The sequence below is a fragment of the Acetobacterium sp. K1/6 genome, assembly GCF_034438075.1.
Lineage (GTDB): Bacteria > Bacillota > Clostridia > Eubacteriales > Eubacteriaceae > Acetobacterium > Acetobacterium carbinolicum.
This window is the reverse complement of sequence record NZ_JAXQGA010000025.1, coordinates 1-26,390: the sequence shown is the minus strand read 5'-3', so window position 1 is coordinate 26,390 and position 26,390 is coordinate 1. Positions and strand designations below refer to the sequence as shown.

At 42.2% G+C, this 26,390-nt stretch carries 28 protein-coding genes and 1 pseudogene; 13 read left to right on the top strand and 16 right to left on the bottom strand.

Features of this window, described 5'->3' with window-relative positions; genetic code table 11:
* Positions 1-12 precede the first annotated feature (12 nt).
* Positions 13-1,164, top strand: coding sequence for a nickel pincer cofactor biosynthesis protein LarC (gene larC / locus U2P91_RS16110; protein WP_111886503.1), 1,152 nt, complete (start codon positions 13-15; stop codon positions 1,162-1,164).
* Positions 1,165-1,302: 138 nt separating this feature from the next.
* Here the strand turns inward: larC and U2P91_RS16105 are convergent, their stop codons facing one another.
* Both U2P91_RS16105 and U2P91_RS16100 read right to left on the bottom strand, forming a co-directional pair.
* The gene (locus U2P91_RS16105; protein ID WP_322520029.1) at positions 1,303-1,986 is read right to left on the bottom strand and encodes an L-2-amino-thiazoline-4-carboxylic acid hydrolase; all 684 of its coding nucleotides are present in this window, start codon (positions 1,984-1,986) and stop codon (positions 1,303-1,305) included.
* Between the two features lie 196 nt (positions 1,987-2,182).
* Positions 2,183-2,869, bottom strand: coding sequence for a DUF2786 domain-containing protein (locus tag U2P91_RS16100; RefSeq protein ID WP_162624366.1), 687 nt, complete (start codon positions 2,867-2,869; stop codon positions 2,183-2,185).
* A gap of 287 nt (positions 2,870-3,156) precedes the next feature.
* On the opposite strand from U2P91_RS16100, the gene larE reads away from it, so the two are divergent.
* Positions 3,157-3,963: an ATP-dependent sacrificial sulfur transferase LarE gene (gene larE / locus U2P91_RS16095; RefSeq protein ID WP_322520028.1), complete on the top strand. Its 807-nt coding sequence runs from the start codon at positions 3,157-3,159 to the stop codon at positions 3,961-3,963.
* A 58-nt stretch (positions 3,964-4,021) separates the two neighbouring features.
* Here the strand turns inward: larE and U2P91_RS16090 are convergent, their stop codons facing one another.
* From U2P91_RS16090 to U2P91_RS16065, 6 genes are read right to left on the bottom strand one after another with little or no spacing between them, the layout of a single operon-like run.
* Positions 4,022-4,771 (bottom strand): VOC family protein, encoded by a 750-nt coding sequence (locus tag U2P91_RS16090; RefSeq protein ID WP_322520027.1) that lies wholly within the window; start codon positions 4,769-4,771, stop codon positions 4,022-4,024.
* 1 nt (position 4,772) lies between these two features.
* The gene (locus tag U2P91_RS16085) at positions 4,773-5,069 is read right to left on the bottom strand and encodes an NADH-quinone oxidoreductase subunit I (protein ID WP_322520026.1); all 297 of its coding nucleotides are present in this window, start codon (positions 5,067-5,069) and stop codon (positions 4,773-4,775) included.
* Between the two features lies 1 nt (position 5,070).
* A complete protein-coding gene (locus U2P91_RS16080) occupies positions 5,071-5,481 on the bottom strand; it encodes a hypothetical protein (RefSeq protein WP_322520025.1) in 411 nt (136 codons plus the stop codon).
* A 9-nt stretch (positions 5,482-5,490) separates the two neighbouring features.
* Entirely contained in the window at positions 5,491-5,970 is a 480-nt protein-coding gene (locus U2P91_RS16075; RefSeq protein WP_322520024.1) for a pyridoxamine 5'-phosphate oxidase family protein, read from the bottom strand.
* Between the two features lie 21 nt (positions 5,971-5,991).
* Positions 5,992-7,182, bottom strand: a complete 1,191-nt coding sequence (locus tag U2P91_RS16070; protein ID WP_322520023.1) for an aminotransferase class I/II-fold pyridoxal phosphate-dependent enzyme — start codon at positions 7,180-7,182, stop codon at positions 5,992-5,994.
* Between the two features lie 42 nt (positions 7,183-7,224).
* Positions 7,225-7,926, bottom strand: a complete 702-nt coding sequence (locus tag U2P91_RS16065; protein ID WP_322520022.1) for a glutamine amidotransferase — start codon at positions 7,924-7,926, stop codon at positions 7,225-7,227.
* A gap of 323 nt (positions 7,927-8,249) precedes the next feature.
* Here U2P91_RS16065 and U2P91_RS16060 point away from each other — a divergent pair, with 323 nt between their 5' ends.
* From U2P91_RS16060 to U2P91_RS16020, 9 genes are all read left to right on the top strand, one after another.
* Positions 8,250-9,083 carry a MetQ/NlpA family ABC transporter substrate-binding protein gene (locus U2P91_RS16060; protein ID WP_322520021.1) on the top strand — a complete coding sequence of 278 codons (834 nt, stop codon included), beginning with the start codon at positions 8,250-8,252 and terminating at the stop codon, positions 9,081-9,083.
* A 68-nt stretch (positions 9,084-9,151) separates the two neighbouring features.
* On the top strand, positions 9,152-10,165 hold the full coding sequence (locus U2P91_RS16055; RefSeq protein WP_322520020.1) for a methionine ABC transporter ATP-binding protein: 1,014 nt from the start codon (positions 9,152-9,154) through the stop codon (positions 10,163-10,165).
* Positions 10,155-10,814, top strand: a complete 660-nt coding sequence (locus tag U2P91_RS16050; RefSeq protein WP_322520019.1) for a methionine ABC transporter permease — start codon at positions 10,155-10,157, stop codon at positions 10,812-10,814. Before U2P91_RS16055 ends, U2P91_RS16050 begins: the two co-directional genes overlap by 11 nt.
* A 23-nt stretch (positions 10,815-10,837) precedes the next feature.
* Complete coding sequence (locus U2P91_RS16045; protein WP_322520018.1) at positions 10,838-11,371, top strand: 2-oxoacid:acceptor oxidoreductase family protein; 534 nt, start codon at positions 10,838-10,840, stop codon at positions 11,369-11,371.
* Between the two features lies 1 nt (position 11,372).
* Positions 11,373-11,672 (top strand): 4Fe-4S binding protein, encoded by a 300-nt coding sequence (locus tag U2P91_RS16040; protein WP_322520017.1) that lies wholly within the window; start codon positions 11,373-11,375, stop codon positions 11,670-11,672.
* Entirely contained in the window at positions 11,665-12,834 is a 1,170-nt protein-coding gene (porA, locus tag U2P91_RS16035) for a pyruvate ferredoxin oxidoreductase (protein WP_322520016.1), read from the top strand. The genes U2P91_RS16040 and porA overlap by 8 nt, the downstream gene beginning before the upstream one ends.
* Positions 12,827-13,738, top strand: a complete 912-nt coding sequence (locus U2P91_RS16030; protein ID WP_322520015.1) for a thiamine pyrophosphate-dependent enzyme — start codon at positions 12,827-12,829, stop codon at positions 13,736-13,738. Before porA ends, U2P91_RS16030 begins: the two co-directional genes overlap by 8 nt.
* A complete protein-coding gene (locus tag U2P91_RS16025) occupies positions 13,735-15,063 on the top strand; it encodes a phenylacetate--CoA ligase (RefSeq protein WP_322520014.1) in 1,329 nt (442 codons plus the stop codon). The genes U2P91_RS16030 and U2P91_RS16025 overlap by 4 nt, the downstream gene beginning before the upstream one ends.
* A 12-nt stretch (positions 15,064-15,075) precedes the next feature.
* Positions 15,076-16,248 carry a pyridoxal phosphate-dependent aminotransferase gene (locus U2P91_RS16020; protein ID WP_322520013.1) on the top strand — a complete coding sequence of 391 codons (1,173 nt, stop codon included), beginning with the start codon at positions 15,076-15,078 and terminating at the stop codon, positions 16,246-16,248.
* Positions 16,249-16,308: 60 nt separating this feature from the next.
* On the opposite strand, the gene U2P91_RS16015 is transcribed toward U2P91_RS16020, so the two are convergent.
* The 3 genes from U2P91_RS16015 to U2P91_RS16005 form a co-directional block, all read right to left on the bottom strand.
* Positions 16,309-16,638, bottom strand: coding sequence for a hypothetical protein (locus U2P91_RS16015; RefSeq protein ID WP_322520012.1), 330 nt, complete (start codon positions 16,636-16,638; stop codon positions 16,309-16,311).
* A 130-nt stretch (positions 16,639-16,768) separates the two neighbouring features.
* Positions 16,769-17,953: a MalY/PatB family protein gene (locus tag U2P91_RS16010; protein ID WP_322520011.1), complete on the bottom strand. Its 1,185-nt coding sequence runs from the start codon at positions 17,951-17,953 to the stop codon at positions 16,769-16,771.
* Between the two features lie 3 nt (positions 17,954-17,956).
* The gene (locus U2P91_RS16005; RefSeq protein ID WP_322520010.1) at positions 17,957-19,096 is read right to left on the bottom strand and encodes a PLP-dependent aspartate aminotransferase family protein; all 1,140 of its coding nucleotides are present in this window, start codon (positions 19,094-19,096) and stop codon (positions 17,957-17,959) included.
* A 229-nt stretch (positions 19,097-19,325) separates the two neighbouring features.
* On the opposite strand from U2P91_RS16005, the gene U2P91_RS16000 reads away from it, so the two are divergent.
* Together U2P91_RS16000 and U2P91_RS15995 are read left to right on the top strand one after the other, a co-directional pair.
* Positions 19,326-21,209 carry a ThiF family adenylyltransferase gene (locus U2P91_RS16000; protein WP_322520009.1) on the top strand — a complete coding sequence of 628 codons (1,884 nt, stop codon included), beginning with the start codon at positions 19,326-19,328 and terminating at the stop codon, positions 21,207-21,209.
* Positions 21,210-21,376: 167 nt separating this feature from the next.
* Entirely contained in the window at positions 21,377-21,706 is a 330-nt protein-coding gene (locus U2P91_RS15995) for a DUF2325 domain-containing protein (protein ID WP_322520008.1), read from the top strand.
* Positions 21,707-21,809: 103 nt separating this feature from the next.
* Here U2P91_RS15995 and U2P91_RS15990 read toward each other — a convergent pair whose 3' ends face one another.
* The 5 genes and pseudogenes from U2P91_RS15990 to U2P91_RS15970 all read right to left on the bottom strand — a co-directional run.
* Positions 21,810-22,721 (bottom strand): cysteine synthase family protein, encoded by a 912-nt coding sequence (locus U2P91_RS15990; RefSeq protein WP_322520007.1) that lies wholly within the window; start codon positions 22,719-22,721, stop codon positions 21,810-21,812.
* 1 nt (position 22,722) lies between these two features.
* Complete coding sequence (locus tag U2P91_RS15985) at positions 22,723-23,883, bottom strand: PLP-dependent aspartate aminotransferase family protein (protein WP_322520006.1); 1,161 nt, start codon at positions 23,881-23,883, stop codon at positions 22,723-22,725.
* Between the two features lie 18 nt (positions 23,884-23,901).
* Entirely contained in the window at positions 23,902-24,942 is a 1,041-nt protein-coding gene (locus U2P91_RS15980) for a uroporphyrinogen decarboxylase family protein (protein ID WP_322520005.1), read from the bottom strand.
* Positions 24,939-25,859: a homoserine O-acetyltransferase/O-succinyltransferase family protein gene (locus tag U2P91_RS15975; protein ID WP_322520004.1), complete on the bottom strand. Its 921-nt coding sequence runs from the start codon at positions 25,857-25,859 to the stop codon at positions 24,939-24,941. Before U2P91_RS15975 ends, U2P91_RS15980 begins: the two co-directional genes overlap by 4 nt.
* Before the next feature lie 158 nt (positions 25,860-26,017).
* Positions 26,018-26,323: pseudogene (locus U2P91_RS15970) on the bottom strand (PLP-dependent transferase); the annotation flags it as partial.
* Positions 26,324-26,390 lie beyond the last annotated feature (67 nt).

Genomic DNA, 26,390 nt, shown 5'->3' with positions numbered 1-26,390 from the left:
GGAGAATTGTCCATGAAGGTTTTATTTTTCGATTGTTTTTCTGGTATTAGTGGCGATATGGTTTTGGGTGCTTTTATTGATTTGGGTATTGATCCGGCTTACCTTTACGCCGAGCTGAAAAAGCTCAATCTTAGCGGGTTTCGCATCGAAGCCGAATCAACCATGAAAAAAGGAATCTCCGGGACCCGCTGTCATGTGGTATTAGAAGCTGATCATCACCATCATCGGCACTTTAACGATATTAAAGAAATCATCGAAAATTCAACCCTTTCGGATGAGGTAAAAAATACTGCTTTGGCCATTTTTATGCGGGTAGCGGTGGCTGAAGGCAAGGTTCACTGTGTTCCGGTTGAACGGGTTCATTTTCATGAAGTCGGTGCTCTGGATTCGATTGTTGATATCGTTGGTGCTGCTATCTGTTACCATGCTCTGAAACCGGATCTGGTTTATGGTTCCAGAATAAATGTTGGTAGCGGCTGGGTGCGCTGTGCCCATGGACTACTACCGGTGCCTGCTCCGGCCACCGCCGAAATTCTCTGTGAGTCTAATTTTGAAATGTACTCCAAAGCCATTGATGGCGAATCAGCAACCCCCACCGGGGTTGCCATTCTGGCCGAACTGGCCACTTATTCCCCCACGACACCCAGTTTTATTCCGGAAAAAACTGGATATGGCTTTGGCGGCAAGGATTTTGGTATTTTAAATGCACTGCGAATTATTCAGGGCCGCAAATCCGAATCTAATACCATCATGGTGGTGGAAACCAATGTGGATGATATGACCGGTGAAATGGCCGGCTATGTGCTGGAGGTATTACTGCAAAGCGGTGCCCTGGATGCCTTCTACACGCCCGTTTATATGAAAAAAAACCGTCCGGGCATCCATTTGACGGTTTTGTGTGTTGAAGCTAAGCTTGAACTAATTGAATCCATTGTTTTAAAAGAAACTTCCACCATCGGCATTCGCAAATATCCGGTGGAACGCACCTGCATGCACCGGCATTTTAAAAAAATTACTACCCCTTTAGGTGAGGTCACCATCAAAATATCCCAACAGGGCGATATTACCCGGGCTACCCCGGAATATGAGGATGTCAAGAAAATCGCCCGGGAATCCGGCAAATCCCTTTGGGAAGTTCTGGAAATGGTCGAAAAATTAAAATAGTATTTTAACGTGATAAAAATACAAAAGACTCGGAGGATTAAAAATCTGAGTCTTTTGTTATGATTTCTGTGATCATTTCACTAAACATCTCATTAAACAAATTTATATTGGCACTAAAATTGACTAATCTGTTCTTTATCACATTAAACGATAACCTTTAACCTCAGAATTTTTTATTTTTTTATTGGCTGTTTTCCCGTTCTTAAAACAAAAATCACATATTTCATTCCCTGCTGCCAGAGTCCATTTCCGACGAAATAAAATCCGGGGGGCTAAAGGATCGTAGGCGACATGATCTGAATGACAAAAAGCCGGGCACAGCTCCAGGGCATCCCTTTTTAACAGCTCCTCGCAGTACAAACAGCTGGTAATATGAAAATAGATGCGTTTCCCGCTGCATTCCCGCCACTTGATGGTCCATCCCTCCTTTGGGTAGCCCCGTTTCAGGGCGGGTTTAATCAGAAGTTTAAATAAGGGATAAGCAAATGGCAGGCTTCTGAGCAGTTCGGAAATGGTTCCCATGCGAAGGGCAGCTGCTGAAATTTCTTCTTCAACAACGGCATAGGCCACCTCCCAGTAAACACCGCACTCCACTAGTGCCCGATAACAGGCATAGCCCGGTAATATCGATGTTCTTAAATGCCTGCCAATGGCCTTGCTGCCACGATCATCCACATTTTTCAATTCATTCTCCAGAATCGCCTCAGCTTTACCAAAATAGTGACGGCCTCTGATTTCGCCAAATAGGATAACCAGGGTTTCCTGGATATTGGAGAGTCGTGTCTTTTTGAAAACATCTCTGTCCTGCTTATTTTTCATCATCGTTGACTCCCATTCTGTCTTTTCTAACTTTAATCAATTTTATTCTGATCGTCTTTCAGCGCAACGATCTCAGGATACCGGCTCATCTCGATACTGCCAATCTTTTATCTATTTTAACATATCCTGATAGTGCATCAAAATAAAAAAACCAGCGACATATTTTCAGTATGTAACTGGTTTTTAACTGCTGGCATCATTACACAACATCTTCTTTAACTTCATCCAATTTATTCTGGGTCGTGAATTCTTTTCCCTCCCGATAGCCCTGCGCATAAAAAGAATAGTGGTCTTCGTGATTTTCCACTTTATGCTGGGCATGCTCCATTGGTCTGAGAATTTCTTTCACTTCCGGCGGTACTGTCATCACCAGACCCCATTCCTGATGTTCAAAATCCTGAACCGTATATGCGTCATCCAAACCCTCGTAAAAACCCTTTCCGTAGGTTTCACAGGCTTCATTAATGATGGCACTTGGTTTTTCATCAAGTTTCATCGCCTTCTTGATTGCTTTAAGCTGAGAACGGACGCAATCAACCGCATAAGCAAAAATACTGCTACAGATTTGGGCGTCTTCTTCATAACCGTAAAAAATAATATAGTGCCGTTGAGTCCCGGGCGGTGTGATCATATAGAAAACGCAACAATTATTTTCTGAAATGACATCAGCCAAACCGGTCATCCAGTGTTCACTGCGAGTGGTATAATAAATGTCCGTGTCAACCTTTATGGGTTTTTCATCATATCTTAATAAATCCCGATCTGTCAATTTATATTCAACCATCAACTTTTTTGCTTTTAGAATCGCAAAATTTGCTTCATTGGGATTGGGACTTTTGCCAAGAGCTAACAATTTTTTGATTCGATCTTTTATATTGGCTTCCATTTTCTTCCTCTTTATGAACTTTCTGTTTTTTTGTCAAAAACAAATACCTCAATATAGAATCCATCTTAATTAAATATCATTTTATTCTATATCTCTTATTTTATTTGGTAAGTCTTAAACTGTCAAGAACGAAGACGAATAAATTTTAAATTCTTAATTATTTAAAGTGATGCCAATCACTGCTTTAATCCGTGATTCCCTATAATCAAACTTGACAACGACATAAAAATAAAATAAAATATTAATCATAGTAACTATATATGATTAATATTATCAAGGAGTGTGTTATGAATAACCTGACTAATAAATATCGAGCTTTAAAAGATTATTTAACTGCACTTGAAAGTGTGGCAGTGGCCTTCTCTGGTGGCGTTGATTCGACCTTTTTACTAAAGGTCGCCTATGATGTTTTAGGGAAAAAGGCGGTTGCCGTGACAGCTCGGTCAGAGAGTTTTCCCAAACGTGAATTGTTAGAAGCCACCGCTTATGCCGAAGAATTAGGTGCCGATCACTTTATTATTGATTCGGAAGAACTGGACATTGAAGGTTTTTCTCATAATCCCAAGAACCGCTGTTATTTGTGCAAATCTGAGCTTTTTACAAAGATCAAAGAAATTGCTGCGATTCAAAAACTTAACTACGTTGTTGAAGGCTCCAACACCGATGATGATGGTGATTATCGGCCGGGTCTCTTAGCGGTAACTGAGTTGGGTATAAAAAGTCCGCTACGGTTTGCCAATCTTTCCAAGGAAGAAATCCGTCAGTTGTCAAAAGAACTGGACCTGCCAACCTGGAACAAACAATCCTTCGCCTGTTTGTCGTCTCGATTCCCTTATGGTGAGAGTATTACCCCGGATCGACTGCATATGATCGACCAGGCTGAGCAATATCTGCTTGATCTGGGCTTCCATCAGGTTCGCGTTCGATATCATGGCGATCTAGCCCGGATCGAAACTGATGAAGCCGGTTTTGATACTTTACTCAATCAGAATACCCGTACAAAAATCCATGCTCACTTTAAGCGTATCGGATTTACCTATATCAGCCTTGATTTAAAGGGTTATCGCACCGGCAGTATGAATGAAACCCTGTAATCTGATATTTTAAAAAAAGGGACGTAATAAAACGAATTCGTTTTATTACGTCCCTTTTTTATAAGCTTCGATAACGTCCTTCACCAACATTAAAATCAAAGGCCTTTTCGCCGTCACTTAAAAAACAAAGTTCTACTAAACGATTTTCTTTTCCCTTCTCAAAGCAAAACAATTGCTGTCCAATAAGAAGTGTTGTTTCATTTTTAGGAACAAGACCAAAAACATCTGCCCAATGGGCTGTAGTCTCACTCGGATTTTCGACGTTAAAAACACCTTTATATAGAAATTGCTGACCAAGTGGATGTTGATTGATTAGCCCTTTTTCTTTAAGCTGTCGAAATCGCTGTTCTTCAGTTATCTCCCAATCAATAATAAACGGATATGGCAGACCTCCAAATCCGCCATTTATCATGAGTAGCTTCCAACTCATTTTTACGCCATCCGGTGTCATTCGGTTTCCATTAAATATTTGTGATAGGCTTAACTTTTTCGATTCCAAGTGCTCGCTCAACGACCCAATATCATGGCTTCTTAATCCCACCCGTCCGAAAGATTCTTTTTCAGGAAGAAACCTTCCCGCTTCTTTGAAGATTAAAATATCTTCTACCGGTTTTTCGTTGACAGACCAATCTTCAATTCCCACAAATTCCACATAGGAAGCCCAAAAATAACTAAGTACATTATGGGTACCAAACCCTTGATGGCTTCCACCTGGTTTGGCTGCTAAACCATGCTCTTCAAGAATATCACCGGCTTTTTGAAGGTCATTGACATATTGAATGGTATGATCCCACAATAGTTCTCCCATTTTATTCACTCCTCTCCCAAGGTGTAAAATCGGAAGCTAAAAATCGTTTCCGATCGCGTTCACATTTTTCTATTGCATCACTGATATAGGCCGTCATGGCAATGCCTCCCATTGCACAGGCATTAGCACACTTTCCGCACCCGATGCAATCTTCATATTTTTTAAGAATAGGAATCGAAAAGCCCTTATGTTCTGTTTCTACCATGGTAATTATTTCTATTGGGCAGGCATTTTCACAGCTGGCACAGCCATCACATAAAGAAGAAATTGTCCAAGGCAGTTTTTTCGGTTGTTTCATTTTAGTTCGAATTAGCGGGTGCCAAATCGGTCCATCGACTTTCATCAAAGTGTTTCATCCCGTCATACCCTAACACATCCAGTCGAATACCGGCTTCTGGTCCAGGCTTTGTACAATAGATTTCAAATATTTCAACTTCTAAATAGCCATTAACAAGATGGGCACTGCCTTTTAGTTGGTAGGGAGCCCGAATTGCACCAAGCTGACCCGGTGCCAATGCGATATAGTCGTTTTGAGACAACACTCCTTCAATCTGATTTCTTTGATTTTCAGACAAGTCGATGGTGACCAGGCTTCCATCAACTGACACTTTTTCGGACACAATAATTGTAATCTGCCCCTTTTCATCTGAAAGTGCTGCATGTACGCCAAAACGCTCAATCCAGTTCTTAATTCTCAGTGTTAATTTCATGACTTCCTCCTATAAGATTTCTCCAGAATTTTGTAGCTTGGAAGAGATAATCTCTTCTACTTTTAAGACAATCAATCCACGTTGTGCTACTTTAGGTGGTGCAATATCCGGCGGCACTTCCACTGGTGGCTCTTTTGCTGCCCAGTCACCCCACTCGTCTAATACCTCACCATAGTTTACATCATACCAGTTTTCAGTCGACGGTGCCCCGATATTAATAACTGTCGCCGGTCCTCTGAATACCCAGGAACGCTCTCCAATGGGGTGTGCAATCGAAATAGCAGCCTGAGGGTTTTCATTGAGATTAACCTTTGTCTTTTGGGCGAACATATCGGCAATTAGGATATAATCATCTAAATAACTAGTCACAAAGCGTTCGGCAACAATATTGGTTTTTCCATCAACACTACTAGTCGCCAGATGTACAACCGACCCACCTTTACCCACTACTTTTAAAGCGTCTTTAATTTCATTTGTTAATATAGCCATTGCCCTACCTCTTTCATTTTATTAAAATCCCGTTTTAGCCAGTGCTTGCTCTAAGTCTTTTATGATATCTTCTACATCTTCTAATCCAACACTAAATCTAAAAAAACCGCGAGCGAATTCTTCCGGATAGAGATACTGTCTTTCATCATTTTCTCCGAGAAATACGATTAAACTTTCATCATGACCCAATGAGACTGCTGAAGTAATCACGTTCAAATGACTGACAAATTCATTGCATTGATCGTGAGTCGCATTCAGTCCAAAGGATAATACCCCACCATAACCTTCATTCATCTGTTTTTTTGCGACCTCATGTCCTTTATTGCTGGGTAGTCCCGGATAGGCAACAAAACTGACCGCATCAAGCTTTTCTAAAAACTCAGCCACTTTCAAGGCATTTTCGTTATGCTGTTTCATGCGGAGTGGAAAGGTAACCGCTCCGCGCATAATCAGCCAGGCATTAAAGGGACTGATCGTACCGCCTAAGTTCACTTGAGACTGAAATCGAATTTTGTCGAGATCTTCTTTGCGGCCTGCAATGGCTCCCCCCATTGCATCACCATGTCCGTTTATAAACTTTGTTAAGCTTTCAATCGAAAAATCTGCACCCAACTCGATGGGTCGTTGATTGTACGGCGATGCAAAGGTATTATCAACCGATAGAAGTACACCATTTGCATGAGCTAGCTTGGCAATTTCAGCAATATCTGAAATTCGAATTGTTGGATTACCAGGTGTTTCAATATGAATCAGTTTCGTATTTGGTCTGATTGCAGCGTTTACTGCCTTTAGATCCGTAGAATCGATAATTGTTGTTTCTACTTTAAATTTGTTGTTTAACAATTCATTTAAGAGCCGATACGCTGCCACATAAGTAACATTTGAAAAAACAACATGATCTCCGGTTTCTAACAGTGCAAAGAATAGTCCTGAAAGGGCTGCCACCCCAGAAGCCAAAACAATGCAATCTTCACTATTTTCAAATGCCGCGATTTTTTCTTCCAGATACTTTTGATTGGTGCCACCATTACGCGTATATAAACTTCTATCAGAACTGCTCCAGTTTATATCGGTAGGATCGTAGGGTAACTCATAGCTATTGGCCATTGTAATGGGCCGCTTGATGGCACCAGACTCCAGATCCACATCGTTCCCGGTATGTATAGCCCGGGTTTGAAAACCAAATTCTCTGCCATATGTTCGCTTTCCCATTTCTGTCTCCTCCAATTCTGTCTTTTATCAAATCTGCAAAAATTATAAAGAAGCTGTATTAAATTCGTTTTTTATTTTAATATCCATGCCCGCATTGCTCATCGCTAATTCATAAAAGCGCTTGAGTAAGGCCATCCCATATGTTTTATGTTCCACCGTATTGCAAAATACATCCCCAACACATTCCGGATGGAACTGAACCCCCCATACATTCTCCTTAAACCGCAGTGCATGTGACGATTCAAAATCATTATGAGCTAGTACTACGGCATTTTGGGGTAGTCTGGTAACGGTCTGAAAGTGGGACGCATAAGAGGTGAAGTGTTCCGGTAATACCCCGAGTAATGGGTCTTTCTTACCTGCTTCCGTAAGACGAATCTCAACCTCTCCTTTTTCTTCTCCCAATTCATGATAGTCAACCGAACCGCCAAAGGTATGGGCAAGCAATTGATGTCCAAAACAGATACCCAAAACAGGAATGTTCTTGTTAACCACCTGTTTTAACCACTGAGCCGTAGCAACTCCCCAGGGTTCCAAATCAGTTACCATTGAAGGAGAACCAGTAATAATAATCCCACCAATGTCGTCTGGCAAGATCGGTACTGCATTTTCATAGACCGAGATCACACAGATTTCTTCATATGGTATTCCAACACATTGGGCAATCCGCATGTCGCAGTCGCCGCATTTGTTGATCACATGTGCATCCGATGATCCGGTTTTAATAATAAGTAGTTTTTTCATAATAGCCCCTCCTCCAATTAGTACGTCGTTTTCATACTTTTCCTATATGATATAAATTTTATACAAAAATCTGGCAATTGTCAATAGAAATGGCTTTAAAATATGTACTTTTTTATTCATATTATTTTTATATGTTTTATGTTTTTTGTTATTGCAAAAACTTGTCGTAGCTGTTATAATAAAACACATTAATCATATAGTATTACTATGATTTGAAGGGTGGTGTACCAATGGATAAATCCATATGTTGACTCATGTCTTAATCCTATGTAGATATACAAAAATAATAAAAATTTAATGCTTCGAAAAAGAGAGGATATCAAATGAAAACTAAACGAATGATCGGATTTATTACAATTGTAAGCATCTTGCTTATTACCCTGACGGGTTGTTCTTCACCAACGGCTTCAACCGTAGAACCTGAAAAGGTTTTGAAAGTAGGCGTGGCGGCTGGACCATATGGTGATATGTTTATCGAAGCGATTCAACCATCCTTAGAGGAAAAAGGTTATACGATTAACATCGTCGAATTCTCAGACTACGTTCAGCCAAACAAAGCGTTAGCTGCAGGTGAAATTGATCTTAATATGTTTCAACACTCTACCTATCTAACTAACTTTGCCAAAGAAAACGGGTTAGAACTAACCTTTATCAAGGAAATACCGACTGCCGCGATGGGGATTTTCTCGGAAAAATACAAAACAATTAATGACATCGAAGACGGTGCTACCGTTGCAATTCCAAATGATGCGACTAACTTATCCCGTGCCATTAGAGTCTTGGCTCAAACCAATATTATTACGATCGACCCGGCTGTCGATCCTAAAACAGCCACCCAAAACACCCTTTCCAGCAATCCTAAAAATCTTCAATTTATTGAAATAGAAGCACCCCAATTACCAAGAAGTCTAGATAGTGTTGGTCTTGCCGTAATTAACGGTAATTATGCCTTAAGCTCAGGACTCAACCTTTCTGATGCCCTTTATAATGAAAAACTGTCTGAAGGCTATATTAATGGTGTCGCTGTTCGAACTAAAGACAAAGATGCCGATTTTGCCAAAGATGTTATTGCTGTGATTGAGTCAGATGCCTTTAAAAAGGTTATTGAAGATCCATCTAAACAATATGTTTCATTCCAAAGACCCTCTGATTATTAAAAATTAAGCTCAGTTGATTTTACAACTGAGCTTTTACCCCAAATTAATACAGAAATAAGGTAAATACTATGATCGAATTCAAAAACATCTCTGTCAGCTTTAAACAGGACAAGCAAATCTTTGCGGCTGTTAATGATGCTAATTTTAAAATAAAAAAGGGTGAGATCTTCGGCATCGCCGGTTCAAGTGGTGCCGGCAAAAGCACCCTGCTTCGCACCATTAATTTATTACAAACTGTGTCGTCCGGACAAATATTTGTCGACGGGGAGAATGTTACCAATTATAAAAAAACTCAACTACGCATTCTCCGCCGCAATATCGGGATGATTTTTCAACACTTTAATCTGGCCAGAAATCTAACCGTCTATCAAAATATTGCCTTTGTTCTAAAAGCGGCGGGAAAATCAAAATCAGAAACCGATGCTCGGGTCTCTGAATTACTGGGTCTGGTTAATTTGTCAGATAAGTCAAATTCCTATCCGGCCAATCTTTCGGGTGGTGAAAAACAACGGGTTGCCATTGCCCGAGCACTGGCTAATGATGCCAAGATACTTCTCTGTGATGAACCCACATCCGCTCTTGATTTGGAAACAACCTCATCCATATTGGGCTTATTAAAAGATTTAAATAAAAAATTTGGGATCACAATTGTCATTATCACCCATGAACTGGATGTTATTAAGAACATTTGTACCCGCTGTGCCGTGATGAACAAAGGTTCCGTCGTAGAAATCGGCGATGTATATGGTGTTTTTACAAAGCCCAAGGAAGAGTTCACCCGACAATTACTTAGTCATACCAATCATTTCAGCTTGCCCGAAGAAATTCTAGACAAGATGGAGGGTCCGATTATTCGCCTCACCTTTAAGGGTGACAATGCCAACAATCCGATTCTCTATTACGCTGCCAATACTTTTCAGATTGGTTTTAATATTTTATTGGGAAAGATCGAATATATCAACGGTTTACCGCTTGGGATACTCTATGTCCAGTTAATCGGCGAAGTGGACACCCTTAAACTGGCAATTGATTATCTTGCCGAAAATACAGCCGATTTGGAGGTAATCAATCATGGACTTTGATTTAAAAGCAGCACTACTTCTGACCTTTGGTCAAACCATGCAAATGGTCATTTCGTCACTCCTCGCCGCAATTATCATTGGCGGTAGTATTGGCCTGTTATTGTTTTTAACATCCAATACTCTTTTTCTCAAGAACCGGATCATCAATCAAATTGTCGGTGTCGTTATTAATATCACCCGTTCAATCCCTTTTCTTATCTTGCTTGTTTTGATGATTCCCGTTTCAAAAGCAATCGTTCATACCTCCATTGGTCCCAACGCCGTGGTGATTCCCCTGGCGGTAGCCGCAATCGCCTTTTTCGGCCGACTTTCTGAAGCGTCTTTTTCAGATGTTGATAATGGTGTTCTGGAGGCAGCGATTGCTTCTGGAGCCAGTAAATTGTCGATTGTACTAAAGATTCTACTGCCTGAAGCATTACCCTCGCTGATTAAGAATATCACCGTGACCGCGGTGTCATTAATCGGGTTTTCGGCCATGGCTGGAACCGTTGGCGGCGGTGGTATTGGTGATCTGGCTATTCGCTACGGCTATCAGCGCTATGAGCCCGAAGTGATGTTTATCTGTGTGATCGTTTTGGTGCTACTGGTGCAGATCTTCCAAATTATTGGGGATTCATCCGCAAAACAACTGGATAAATCCAATAAATAAAAAATAAGAATTGAGGAATCATTATGACTGAAATACGATGGCACGGACGCGGTGGACAGGGTGCCTTCACCGCCGCTAAAATTCTAGGAGCCGCTTCATTAATTGATCAGAAATTTTCGTTGGCTTTTCCCTCTTTTGGTCCTGAACGCCGCGGTGCTCCAATTCAGGCCTTTAATAAAATTGATGGTAAGGCAATTGTTGATCGGAGTGAAATAAAAAGCTGTGATTATTTGATTTTTCTGGATGATACTTTATTTTCTACCGACTATTTAAAAGATCTTAAAGACGATGGCATCGCCCTCATTAATACCACAACCCCAGAAAAGTTCAGCCCTTTCTCGCAGATTAGGTCAATTGATGCAAATCAGATTGCCTTCAAAATCATCAAGAAGCCGATCAGTAACACGGCGATACTCGGTGCCTTGGCGAGTATCTCAGACGATGTTTCGCTATCATCATTGCAGCAAGCCTGTGATCTGTATTTATCCGCCAACAATACGGCCAAAAATCAATTGATTCTAAAAGAGTCCTTTGAGCATTTTAAGGAGGTTCGCTGATATGAAAAAACCCTATTTAAGACCCTATCAAAAGCCCCAAAAATTGTCAGACTATCCCTTGGGGACAGCCAGCGAAGCCGGCTATCTGGTCACCAAAAATAGCGGTTGGCGAAACGAACGGCCGATTATAACAGATGAATGCATAAACTGCCTGCAATGTTATCTCTACTGTCCTGATGGCGTTATTTTTAAAACCGAACACGGTTTGGATATTGACTATGACTTTTGCAAAGGCTGCGGAATCTGTGAAAAAATCTGTCCCAAACAAGCCATTAAAATGGAGGTAGAAACACATGACTAAAGCATTTTTATCAGGCAATGACGCCTTTGCCGAAGGGGTCAGGCTGGCCCGTCCCCAGGTTATTTCGATTTACCCCATCACCCCTCAGACAACAGTGGTTGAAAGACTTTCAGAAATGGTCGAGGAGTGCAGCTTAAAAAGTGAACTCATCCATGTTGAATCAGAACACTCGGCGTTATCATGTGCCATTGGTGCCAGTGCCATGGGAGCCCGCACCTTTACGGCAACCTCTTCACAGGGTCTATTATACATGGCCGAGTGTCTGCACTATGCCAGCGGCGGTCGATTTCCCATTGTTATGATGAACGCCAACCGCTCCACCGCCTTGCCCTGGAATATTTATGGTGACCAGCGGGATTCCCTTTCACAGCTTGACTGCGGTTGGATCCAGGTGTATGTGGAAGATGCTCAGGAAAGTCTGGATATGGCTCTGCAAGGTTACTATATTGCTGAGAATCCATTAGTTTCAACCCCGGTTATGGTTAATCTGGATGGTTTTGTCCTTACCCACACCTACGAAACCGTGGAAATACCAAATCAAACGGATGCTGATCGATTTTTACCGCCCTTCCATACCGAAAACAAAATGAGCTTGGATAACCCCAAAAACCTGGCTTTTAGCGTTGGTCCCGACAATAATATGGAATTTAAATACCTCCAACACAAAGCGATGCTGGACAGCAAACGAATTATCGAAGAAACTGACAAAAAATTCGCTGAAATTTTTGGCCGCGGTTATGGCGGTCTGACCCAGGGTTACCGGATTGACAATGCCGATTATATCTTAATTACACTTGGCAGCATCACCGGTCTTGGGCGGGAAGTCGTTGATGAACTGCGACAAAACGGCGAAAAGGTCGGTCTGCTTAAGCTTCGCTTTTTGCGGCCCTTTCCCGATGAAGACCTGGCTGCGGCACTGGAATCGGCCAAAGCCGTTGGGGTGTTAGAGAAAGATATTTCCTTTGGTTATGAAGGCACCGTCTATACCAATGTCAACTCGGTTATTGCAAAAAACGGTCTGCGTCTGGAAACTTATAATTTTATTGCCGGCCTCGGTGGGCGAGATATCAGCCGGGAAAACATCAAAGCAATCTTTCGCCATCTTCAAAGCGGTGGCCAACATGTTAATTTTATCGGACTGGGAGTAAATATTGATGAGTAATCAAATAAATGCAAAAACGATCACGGACAGTGAATTTTTTTATGGCCATAAGGCCTGCGCCGGTTGCGGTGGCAGTCTAGCCGTGCGGATTGCCCTTAAAGTTCTGGGCGAGGGGGCCATCTCGGTACTCCCCGCTGGATGTATGTCAGCCGTTGGATTTAATTATCCGCATTTGTGTTTTAGCAATAATTCGATCATTTCCACCTTTGCCGGAACCGCTTCGATGCTGACTGGCGTGGAGGCCGGTGCCCGGGCGGTTGGAATCAAGAATTTCAAAGCCGTGGGCTTGGCCGGCGATGGCGGCACTGCCGATATCGGCATTCAGGCTTTATCCGGTGCCATTGATCGCAACGATGATATCCTCTATATCTGTTATGATAATGAAGCCTACATGAATACCGGCATCCAAAAGAGCGGTTTAACGCCTTTTGGAGCCAAGACCACCACTACCCCAAGCGGTGAGAATATTCACGGCAATCTCCGCCCAAAGAAAAATCTCTTTGAAATTGTGGCTGCCCACGACATTGCCTATGCTGCGACAGCCAGTATTGGCAATCTAAAAGATTTTATGAATAAGATTGAAAAAGCTTCAAAAATAAAGGGGACGGCTTATATCCATGTTGTCGCCCCCTGCCCCATCGGTTGGGGCATCCCCGTCAATGAAACCATCGACATCGCCCGAAAAATGATGGATTGTGGTTTGTGGTACCTGGCCGAATATGAAAATGGACAGTTTAAGCTAAACAAAAACCCCAGCGACTTTTCTTCCATTAAAGATTATCTGCTATCACAAAATCGTTTTAAACATTTAGACGATACCGATATTGAAATACTGGCCGCACAAAGGGATGCTAAGTGGGCAGCGATACGAAAAAATTGGAATACCATCGAGGAGGACTTATGAGCGAGAAAAAATATTGGGACGAAAAAATAGAGACCCTACCACGAGTACAACTAGAAGAATTACAGCGCCGCGAATTAAGTGAAATGCTGACTTTTGCCTACAATAATTCTACTTATTATAAAGAAGCCTTTGACAAAGCTAGGCTGAGCCCTGCTGATTTTAAGCATCTCGAAGATATTCAAAAATTCCCGTTTACCAATAAGGCCACTCAACGTGAACGGCAGGCTAAAGGCGGGCTTTTAGGCGATATGATTGCGGTCAGTGAAGATGATGTCGTTTTTGTCTCAGCTTCTAGTGGTTCAACCGGGGTGCCAACACTCAGCCCCTTTACCAAACAGGATTTTGACGAGTGGCAGGATGTTGAGAGTCGCTTGTTTTACGGTGCCGGAATGCGTAAACATGATCGTTATGTCCATGCCCTGAACTTCTCATTATTTGTCGGCGGACCGGATGTCATTGGCGCCCAAAATTTGGGTGCCCTTTGTATCTGGGCCGGAACCGTACCGTCAGAACGACTGCTTTTCATATTAAAAGAATTCCAACCAACGATCATCTGGACAACCCCATCTTATGCTTTGTATCTTGGCGAAACAGCACTTAAAATGGGTATTGATCCAGCCAAGGATCTGGCCATTCGGACCATTATTGTGGCCGGCGAACCAGGCGGATCGATCGCAACCACCAGGGAGACAATTGAAAAAGTCTGGGGTGCACAGCTGTATGACTTTTTTGGATTATCGGACATCTTTGGGGCCTGTGCCGGCATGTGCGAAGCCAAAGATGGCCTCCACATTGCTGAAGATCATATTTTAGTTGAGGTTCTGGATGTAAAAACCGGCGAACCGGTAGTCGACGGTGAACGGGGTGAGCTTGTTTATACCACCCTGCGTAAAAAAGCCAGACCGCTGATCCGTTTCAGAACGGGTGATATAGGCTCTGTTAACCGAGAACCATGTAGCTGTGGCAGAACCCACGCCCGGATTAAGATTCATGGCCGTCTCGATGATATGTTTATAGTCTCTGGGGTTAATATCTTCCCTAGTGATATTGAATTTGTTATTAGAGGAACAAAAGGGATAACCGGTGAATACATGATTCGTTTGTACGAGCAGAATCACTCGGTCAAATATCGGCTTGAAATCGAAAAATCTAATGATAACGACGAACCGGACGAAATCTTAACAGAGCGGGTTGCCGCTTCACTAAAAACCCGGTTAGGGGTAAAACCCGGTGACGTCACGATCTTAAACGATGGTGATTTGGAGCGGGCCACCCATAAAGCAAAACGCTTAATTGATGAACGAACCCTAATCTATGAAATCTAAAGAAGGTGCATGATGAAAACACTTAGCAACCGAACCACTGACTTTACCGATTCGGTGATCCGACGGATGACACGTATTTCCAATTCGTATAATGCGGTCAACCTATCCCAAGGATTTCCAGACTTTGATCCACCGAAACAAATCCTTGAAGCCCTGGAAAAAGCCGCCCATCAGGGTCCTCATCAATATTCTATTACTTGCGGGGCGCAAAATTTCCGTGAAGCCCTGGCACAAAAACAATCCGGATTAATGGGCCGATCCATTAATCCGGAAACCGAAATTGTCGTGACCTGTGGGAGTACCGAGGCGATGATGGCGGCGATGATGACCGTTGCTAATCCGGGTGATAAGGTCATCGTTTTCTCGCCTTTTTATGAAAACTATGGGGCGGATACCATTTTATCTGGTGCTATTCCGATCTATGTTCCGCTTCATCCCCCTGAGTTTAACTTTAATACGGATGAATTGGAGGCAGCCTTCAAACAAGACCCCAAGGCACTGATTCTGTGTAACCCGTCTAACCCCACCGGTAAAGTTTTTAACCGCGAAGAGCTGACGATTATTTCTGATTTGGCTAAAAAATATGATACCTATGTGATCACCGATGAAGTCTATGAGCACATTGTTTACGAGCCCCATGAGCACATTTATCTGGCCTCTTTGCCGGGTATGTTTGAGCGTACCATTTCATGTAGTTCTTTATCAAAGACCTATTCCATTACCGGCTGGCGTTTAGGCTATATTATCGCACCGGAGCCGATCATTGATGTGGCTAAAAAGGTTCATGATTTTTTAACCGTCGGTGCGGCAGCACCACTCCAGGAAGCTGCCACCGTTGGTCTGCAATTTGGCACTGACTACTACAGCGACCTAAAAAAGACATATACAAAAAAAAGAGACCTGTTTTTGTCTGGCCTGGATGACATTGGGCTCACCTACAGCAGGCCCCAGGGTGCCTATTATGTGATGATTGATATTTCCAAATACAAATCAGATGACGATCTGGCCTTTTGTACCTGGCTGGCTCAGCATGTCGGGGTTGGAGCAGTTCCTGGATCAACTTTTTTTAGAGAAAACGTCAACCATTTAATCCGTCTGCATTTTGCCAAAAAAGAAGATACCCTTTATGAAGCATTGAATCGGTTATCTGAAGTTGACAAAAGATGGCATTCCTCTTCTTACTAAATTAATTTGCTTACAAAATTAATTGGAGCACCTGGTTTTTATACCAGATGCTCCAATTTTTTAATCTTCAAAATACTGTTGTTTTACATCAATGCCTTCAACATAAATCATTTCTCCGCCAAATACTTCTTTTAGCTTGAAATGGAGAAGTGGTTCTATTACCTTTGTTTTTTTGCTGATATTAAGCTTTATATCAGCTTCCTCATACACATCATACAAGTCCGGCTGGTCCGGTTTTGCAAATTGTATCTCTGAAACATCAAAGAATGGGCAGCATCCGCCGCCGGTCAGCACAATATCAAGTTTTAGTTCTTTTTTATCCATTTTTTTCATATACTCTATTACTTCATTATCAACACTAACTGCATACTCAGTGTTCATATCAATCACCCTATCTCCTTAAATTTATTTATTACTTTTATACCCCCTATTAAGTTATAAAAAACATTTATTTTAGCAAGTGGGTGGATTCTTCAAATAAAAAAGAATTTCACAACATTTAACCCCTGTCAACTAATGATTATACTTGATCCTGATTGAGCACAGCCCGTTCCAACTGGGTCAATGCTTGCTCTAGTATAAGTCTAGGGGCAGCGATATTAATCCGTTGAAAACCTTCCCCACCAGCACCAAACATGGTGCCGGCGTCCAGCCAGAGACCAGCCTTGTTAATAATTAAATCTTCTAACTGTTCATCATTTAACCCCAGTTCGCTAAAATCAAGCCAGATCAGATAGGTTCCTTCCGGTTCGATGAGCTTAACCTGAGGGAGCTGTTCGCGTAAAAAGTCTCTGATAAAATCCAGATTTTCGCCGAGATAGATTTTTAACTCCTCCAACCATTTTCGGCCTTTTGAATAGGCCGCCGTACAGGCGACAATGCCCATAATATTAATCTCATTATAGCCACCTTTTCGCATTTCCTTTTTGAACTTTCTTTTTATTTCCTTATTTTCGATAAAAATATTGGAAACTTGAAGCCCGGCCAGATTGAAGGTTTTACTGGGGGCTGTACAGGTAATGGTGATCCCTAAGAATTCGGGTTTCAAATCTGCAAATACCAGGTGTTTATGTCCCGGATAGATAAAATCCTGATGGATCTCATCCGATATGACTATTACCCCATGTTCGAGGCAAATATCACCTAAACGAACCAGTTCTTCTCGTGTCCAAACCCGACCAACCGGGTTATGAGGATTGCAGAGAATAAACAACTTCGCATTGTTTTCGATAATTTTACTTTCAAAATCAGCAAAATCAATCGAATATCGACCATTATCATAGACAAGCTGGTTCACCACCAGTTTGCGCTCATTGATGGTGATGGTATCGGCAAAGGGATAGTATACCGGCTGCTGAATAATAATACTATCACCGATCTGTGTCAAACCGCGGATTGCTGTGGCAATGGCATAAACCACCCCCGGTGTGGTGATTAGCCATTCCGGCTGGATATTCCAGTCAAATCGAGTTTTAAACCAATCTTTTAAAATAAAAAAATAATCCTGTCCGCCTTCCGAATAACCAAAGATACCATGCTTGCTTTTTTCCACCAGGGCCTCCACCACTGGTGCAGGAGTTTTAAAATCCATGTCAGCAACCCACAGCGGCAGTAGCCCCTCCGGTTTTCCCCGATGATGGGCAAAATCGTATTTGATCGAATTGGTGTTATCCCTTTGAACAATTTCATTAAAATTATATTTCAAGTCTTATTCCCCCTTTATTACCCTGGTTAATTCAGCAATTAAATCCTGGGCACTTTCAATTCCTACCGACAATCTCAGCAAACGGTTGTTAATACCCTTTGCTTCCCGTTCTTCTTCCGGGATATCCCCATGAGTCTGTAGCATCGGATAGGTGATCAGCGTTTCCACCCCGCCGAGACTTTCAGCATATTGAATAATTGAAACCCCTTCTAAAATATGTTTAGCTGTTTCTTCACTGTCGACCTCAAAAGAAATCATTCCGCCAAAACCGGTGGCCTGGCGTTTAGAAATTTCATAACCTTCATGGGTCGGAAGCCCGACATAGTAGACCGCGGTAATTTTCTCCTGCTGACACAGCCAATTGGCAATTTTTTCGGCGTTTTCCTGTTGTTTGTCCATCCGGATCGGCAGGGTTTTTATTCCCCGGATTAAGAGCCAACTGTCAAAAGGCGATAAACAAGCCCCTGTGGTCTTATATATAAATCGCAATCGCTCAGCGAGCGCCTCTTCTTTTACAACTGCAAAGCCTGCCAAGGTATCATTATGGCCCCCCAAATACTTGGTGCCACTATGAATCACAATGTCTGCCCCGAGTTTAAGCGGCCGCTGAAAATAGGGGGTCAGAAAGGTGTTATCAACGATTAATAAAAGCTGATGTTTTCTGGCAATCTCCGCCACTGCGGCAATATCAGTTACCTGCATCATCGGATTAGTTGGCGTTTCAACAAAGAGCGCTTTGGTATTGGGCCCGACTAGGGCTTCAAGCAAAGAAAGATTGGATGTATTGACCAGGTCAAAAGCAATTCCGTTTTTTATCGAAATATGGTGAAACAAGCGGTGCGAACCTCCATAAAGATCATCAGAAGCAATGATGTGATCACCTGGTGAAAATAGCTCCATGACCGCACCAATGGCTGCCATTCCGGTGGCAAAGGCAATCGCATCGAGGCCGCCCTCAAGTTTTTTTATAACGTTCTCCAGATGCTCCCGGGTGGGGTTTTGTTGTCTGCTATAATCATAACCGGTGCTTTCTCCCACCCCCGGGTGAGCAAAGGTTGCCGATTGAAAAATCGGAACGCTGACAGCTCCGGTATTATCGTATTTTTCTGTGTTTCCATGTACGCAAAGGGTGCTAAAATTCATAATTTTCTCCATTCTTATATTTAATTCATAGCATTTCAATATGTTTAATAAATACTATCTGATTCTCGATTTTTTGTCAAGCTGATTCTTTTTTATTCTATCATATTGATTCTATCATATGAAAACCAATTCTAATCGTTTTTTTTGTTAGCACAAAAACTATTAGTCGCACTTGTATTTCATATTAATTCCATAGTATAATTACGTTATTACAAATTGGAGGTTTACCATGTACAACAATACCGTACTTGACCATTTTGCCAATCCTCGAAACGTCGGTGACTTCCCCAATCCTGATGGTGTCGGACACTCGGGAAATCCCATCGATGGAGACACAATTACGATCTATATAAAGGTCGATGATCTACGGCTTAGCGGTGTTAGATTCAAAACCTTTGGCTGCGGTGCTGCCATTGCAGCCAGCAGTATGCTGACTCAGTTGGCAACCAGAAAAACCTTATCCGAGGCACTGCTAATTACAAATGATGATGTCGCCGAAGCCCTTGGTGGTCTTCCTCCCGAAAAACTACTGTGCTCAAATATTGCTGCCGATGCCCTTCATGATGCGATTCACAATTATATGGAAGCCAGAAAAAAAGACACTGCTCAAAAAAAAGTACTCCCCGCTATCGCTGTTAAGGAACAAGAACACGTCCAGAATAACCTGATAGAAGAACCTGGAAGCCTTTCAGATCCCACTCAGATAAAGCGCTATCTAAGACATATCATCATGCCGGATATTGGTGGCCATGGCCAGAAAAAGCTCCTGGATACAAAGATTTTAGTCTGTGCTGCTGATCTCAATCACTGTGATTTTTTACTTCGTTACCTAACTGCTCTGGGGATTGGGCACATCGAATGCTATTTAGAAAATGACACTAAATGGGAATCTGTCTTTGACAGCTTGAAAGATCTCAACCCAGATGTCACTTTGGGGTTAGTCAAAGAAATGCCTGATAATATTGACTTCAATCTTATTTTTGGTGATTCCCGCTTTACTTGTAAAATAACCCAATCATTATTAAAGGCCGCATCCGAAACGTCATTGGTGCCGACAATTATTGCTGTTAGCGAAGGCTGGCAGGGATGCTTTAACTATTGTGACAATTGGCATGCTTTGAGTTTGTTCCAGGAAAACATTATTGACAAAGGTTTTCCAACAAGCCCTCAAAATCGTTCTAAAACCGAATCATCCCCCCTTGGCAAACTTCTAAGTAGTTGCTTTCTGGGGACACTTATCCCCATTGAGCTGGTAAAGATTCGTCTTGGTTTGGGTTCTTTGCAGACTGATATATTCTATTTTGATCTGATAAAACTGATTTTTGACAACCAATTCGCTACTAGTTCTACTCTTTATACCCACTACGACCCTATCCAAAATGAAATAGTGGCTAAACTAAAAGAATCCAAAATTTTAACCATCGGTGCTGGAGGGCTTGGCTGTCCAGCCAATCTGGTGCTGGCTAAAGCTGGTGTTAAATACCTGACACTGATTGATTTTGACCAGGTTGAAATCAGCAATCTAAATCGCCAGATCCTCCATTTAACTTCACGTATCGGTTATTTAAAGGTTGAATCCGCCAAGATGGCACTTGAAGCAGTAAGTCCTTTACTTCATGTGAATACCTATACTGGTTCTTTTTCAAGTGAGAACGCCAGAGCATTGGTTGGCCAACATGATCTGGTTATTGATGGACTAGACAATTTACCGACTCGTTATCTGCTTAATGATGCCTGTTATCTGGAAAAGAAACCGCTGATTGAAGCAGGTGCTCTGGCTTATTATGGTCAAGTGACGGATATTATTCCTGATGAGGGACCCTGTTTTCGTTGCCTCTTTCCAGAAGCAGACACAAAAACTGCCGGCAGCTGTTCTGAGACTGGGGTTCTGGGGCCGGTACCCGGTGTCATCGGCGTCCTCCAGGCGGTTGAAGCAATCAAGCAACTACTCGAAATTGCCCCTTCATTAAAAGGCAAACTTTTAATGGTTGATACCCTAGAATCATCATTTGATTTGTTCAACTTTAAAAAATACGAAGACTGCCCACTATGTGGGAAAAACCCCAGTATTCATAAACTCGGATTATTTTCTTTTGTTTGCGAAGATGTCTAGTGTAAACATAATCTCTATTAACAGAGCTAAATTATAGCTCTGTTTTTTATATTTATGGATCAGAATATTCACATAATCGGACGTAAAAGCTTGACCTTCAGAACAAAATGTGATACTATACTATTCATATATATTTAGTATGATTAATTTGTAAGGAGGTTCGGACTATGGGTATTGTAATTATTGGAGGGCATGACCGAATGGTATGCAAGTATAAAGAAATTTGCAAAAGCTATCAATGTAAGGTTAAGGTTTTTACCCAGATGCCAGCAAATATGAAAAATGTCATTGGCAGTCCGGATCTGCTGGTTTTGTTTACCAATACTGTTTCGCACAAGATGATTCACAGTGCACTTAAGAGTGGCGAGAAAACAGGTGCAAAAATTGTTCGTTCTCATAGCAGCAGTGCCTGTGCCCTCCATAAAATTCTGGATGACTATTGTTCCCGAACAAACTGTCACGGATGCCCCAATTATTTAAATCAACCCGTTTCATAAACTCAGGTCGCTAAACTCAGAAATGCTAAAAAGCTTCAGTTAATGCCAATTAACTGAAGCTTTTTATTCGTATCAATGTTCACCGGCCGTTATTTTACGGTGTTTAATCGTATAGGTTTTTACTGAAATAACGGTCGCCCCGATCTGGAAAAATGGTGACGATATTTCCCCGGTCAATTTTCTCAGCCAGTTTGAGTGCTCCATATAAGGCTGCCCCTGAAGAGGTTCCAGCAATGATTCCTTCTTTTTTTGCCAGTTGCTTAGCAAGTTCAAAGGCATTTTTATCATCTACTTTGATCACTTCATCCACCAGGCTCATATCCATTGTCCCGGCAATAAAATCATTGCCAATACCTTCGATGTCATAGCAGCCTGCTGTACCGCCACCCATAATCGATCCTATCGGATCGGTCAGAACCCCTTTGAGATTAGGGTTTTTCTCTTTTAAATAGCGCACAACGCCAGAATAGGTTCCACCGCTGCCAGCACCGGCCACCAGGTAGTCAATATTTCCATCAAGATCGGCATAAATTTCCGGTCCGGTTGTTTGATAATGAATGGCTGGATTTGAGGGATTGTCAAACTGCTGTAGCGAGATGGCATTGGGAATTGTTTTAAGTAATTCCTGGGCTTTCGCTGTTGCGCCCAGCATTCCCAAATCTCTTGGAGTATTAACAATTTCTCCGCCATAGGCTCGCATCAGGGTCTGTTTTTCCACCGAAAATTTAGTTGGCACCACAAAGATCACCCGGTATCCCCGGTTAATAGCGGCCAGCGCCACCCCCAAACCGGTGTTTCCGGCAGTCCCTTCAATAATCGTCCCACCCGGCTTTAGCAAACCCGATTTTTCCGCATCTTCAATCATCGAAAGGCCAATTCGATCTTTGACACTGCCGCCGGGGTTCCAGAGTTCCAGCTTTGCGAAAATATTAACCTGATCTTTTACCTGAAACTGATTGAGCTTAATCATTGGCGTATTGCCGATCAATTCTCTGATATCATTATAATAAGCCATACTATGCCTCTAAACTCTTTTCAAATGCTTGTTCTAAATCCGCTAAGATATCATTTTTATCTTCAATCCCCACCGAAATGCGGATCAGGTTTTCAACAATTCCAACTTTTTGTCGTATTTCATAGGGGATGGAGGCATGGGTCATACTCGATGGATGACAAATAAGTGATTCCACCCCACCCAAACTTTCTGCCAGGGTAATTAGCTCCAGGGATTCGACAAATTTACTAAGATCATATTGTTCATCCAGCTCAAAAGAGAACATCCCCCCAGGACCGTCCGCCTGACGTTTATTGATCTCGTAGCCCTGACTGTCCGGCAAGCCGGGATAGTAAATCGCTTTGACCCCGGGATTGCTTTTAAGTACCTCGGTAATAAATGTTGCATTTTCAATGTGACGATCCATTCGAACCCCCAGCGTTTTAATCCCCCGGATTAGTAGGAATGAATCGAAGGGTTGTAATACGCCACCGGTGGCATTCTGAATAAACCAGAGTCGTTCTGCCAGCTCTTTGCTGTTGACAACCGCTAAACCTGCGATTAGATCACTGTGACCACCCAAGTATTTTGTGGCACTGTGAACGACAATATCAACACCTAGTGAGATCGGTCTTTGGAGGTAGGGCGTCATAAAGGTATTATCAACAATACTTAAAACTCCGTGTTTTCTGGCGATATCTGCCACCGCCTTAATATCGGTAATGGTCAGAATCGGATTGGCCGGGCTTTCGATAAAAATAGCTTTCACATCGTCTGTCAGACTATCCTCCAGAAGCTTGAGATCGGATGTTTCAACAATTTCATAGGTCAGGCCAAAGTTATTAAAGACCTTGTCGAGCACCCGAAAGGTGCCGCCGTAGACATTGCTGGAAATGATTACCTTGTCTCCGGTTTTAAAAAGACTAAGTACTGCAGTGGTCGCTGCCATACCTGAAGCAAAGGCAAGCCCGGCACTCCCGCCTTCCAATTCGTTAATCAGTGCTTCCAGGGCTTCCCGGGTCGGATTGCCGGATCGAGAATACTCATAACCCCGATCCTTGCCGAGGGCATCCTGTTTATAAGTGGAGGTCTGATAAATAGGAACATTCACTGCTCCGGTCTTTTCATCCCCATCAATACCACCGTGAATTAATTGCGAATTTATATTGTTGTACTTACTCATGCTATGCTCCTTCAAAATTTATATTATTTCTTCAACATCAAAATGATGTGCCGTGTGAATCATCGTCTGGACATTTGCGAGTTTTGTTTTAGGGGCAATATCACAACCTGGCATTAAAACGAAACCTGGTGCTCCACCAGCTCTGACGCAGGCCAGTGATTCGGCCTCAATTTCAGAGGTCGTCCCTTCCAGTAAAACTCTGATGGGATCCAATTGTCCGCCAAAAGCAACCTTACCCGAAAGTTCTTCTCTAGCAGTGTTTAAATCAACCTTGTAATCCATTGAAAAAAGATTTGTCTCCGACTCTGTAATTAAATCCAGAATCTTGGTTGTGTTTCCGCAAATGTGCAGCGATTTTGTATTAATCCGCCTGGCAATTGCCTGGTTAGCAGATTTAATTCGTGGAAAAGACAACTCTTTAAACAATTTAGCTGAAATGACATCCCCTGATGAGAGGGGTTCTGCCTGATTGACCATTTCGACTCCGGCATCTATGAACAAATTCAAATATTTTAAGAGGAGTCTCTCCGTAAATTCCATGATATGAGCAAGTCCAGATTTGTCTTTAATGGCTATCTTCATCATGTTATCCATTCCCAAAAGCTGCCCTGCCATCGTGAATGCACCCCACTGACTGACTGCCACAAGATACTCTGCGCCGATTCGTTCGGTCACGAGACTTGCTGTTTTTAAAAGATTAGCGATCTCTCGGGAGTTTTCCAGGTCTTCAACCCTCAGCCGATCAACATCCTCAGGTCGCGTGATCAGCGGTTCATCAACGGTTGATGCCTCTCCCAGCAGATTAAAGGTACATTTTCCGCCAATAGCTTTTACAACGACATTGCTGCAATCAGCACCAACCCAGACAACATCCGACTCAACTTTACGGTTATCACCAATGATGGTTTCAGCAATCTTTTCCGGGGCATCCTCCAAGACGTTCTGAAGGGTTAGTCCATTGCGATAATCTGTCCAAACCCCGCTTGAAAGAATCATAACCGGAAGTCTGGGGGTCTTTTTTAATGCAATTCCTGAAAGTATTATCTCTTTATGTGTCAAGAACTCAACTCCTTTAAGTAGTAGGGTGTTTGCTGATAAACGTAGTAATTCAACCAGTTTGTAAAAAGCAGGGTTGCATGACTACTCCAACTGGTTTGATCTGACAAACGAATCTCACCCTTAAGTTTATAATTTTTGGGAAGCTCAGGCTTTAATCCCTGTAAATAATCTCGAATGTACTCATTCTTTAAGGTTACCCGGTCAAACTCACAGTGCCCGGTAACAAACAATTGTCGATTGTTTGTATCTGAAACCAGATAAACACCAGCATCAGGGGATTCCGCCAACAATTCCAGTTCTGGCACCGCTAACACATCATCTCGAGAGATGGCTGTATAGCGAGAATGTGGGGCAAAAAAGAGATCATCGAATCCTCTGACAATGGGATGTCGCTGATTATTGACGAGATGCGAATAGACCCCGGATAATTTGGCATGCAGAGCAGATTTTTGCACCCCATAATAATGGTATAGTGCCGCTTGAGCACCCCAACAAATATATAAGGATGAAAACACATGCGATTTGGTCCACTCCATTATCCGGCATAGATCCTGCCAGTAATCCACATCTTCAAATTCATTTTTTTCAATCGGGGCTCCCGTTATAATAACCCTATCATAGTGTTTTTCTTTGATTTCATCAAAAGTTTGATAAAACTGTTTGAAATGATTTAATGAACTCTCCTGACTTGTGTAATTGGAAATCTTTAAAAATTCAACATTTAACTGTAGGGCAGTATTACTCAGTAACCGCAATAATTGGGTTTCAGTCGCAATCACCGTTGGCATTAAGTTAACAATCAATATTTGCAGTGTTCGCATATCCTGGCGTTTTGCCCGGTTTTCAGACATAATGAAGATATTTTCATTGGCAAGGGTCTCAATGGCAGGCAAACCTTCTTTTACACAGATTGGCATAGTGACACCTCTAATTCATAGTGTTTTAAATCAATTTTTTGACTGAGTTTAAAATGGTTCGTGGAAATCTTATCAGCCCGAAAAGAAAACATCTGCTGCTTTGCCACTAACAGCAGATGTCTTTTTTCATATCTAAACTATTTAAGGGGGATCATTTACTAAAGTGCTTTTTCCAGAGCTTGTTCGATATCGTAAATCAAGTCATCGACATCCTCAACCCCAATTGACAAACGGATCACATCCGGGGCGAATCCGACGGCTGCCTGTTCTTCCGGACTTAACTGCTGGTGTGTTGTGGACGCCGGATGAATAACGAGCGATTTCGCATCTGCGACATTCGCCAACAACGAGAAGATTTCAAGGCTGTCAATGAACTTTTTGGCCTGATCAATGGTACCATCAATGGAAAATGTAAAGATGGAACCGGCTCCCAATGGCAGATATTTTTGACCCAGTATAATGTACACGCTTGTCAAGACACGAAATCAGAAATATTTAGATAAATCTCCTTTCGCATTTTGATCAGGCAGC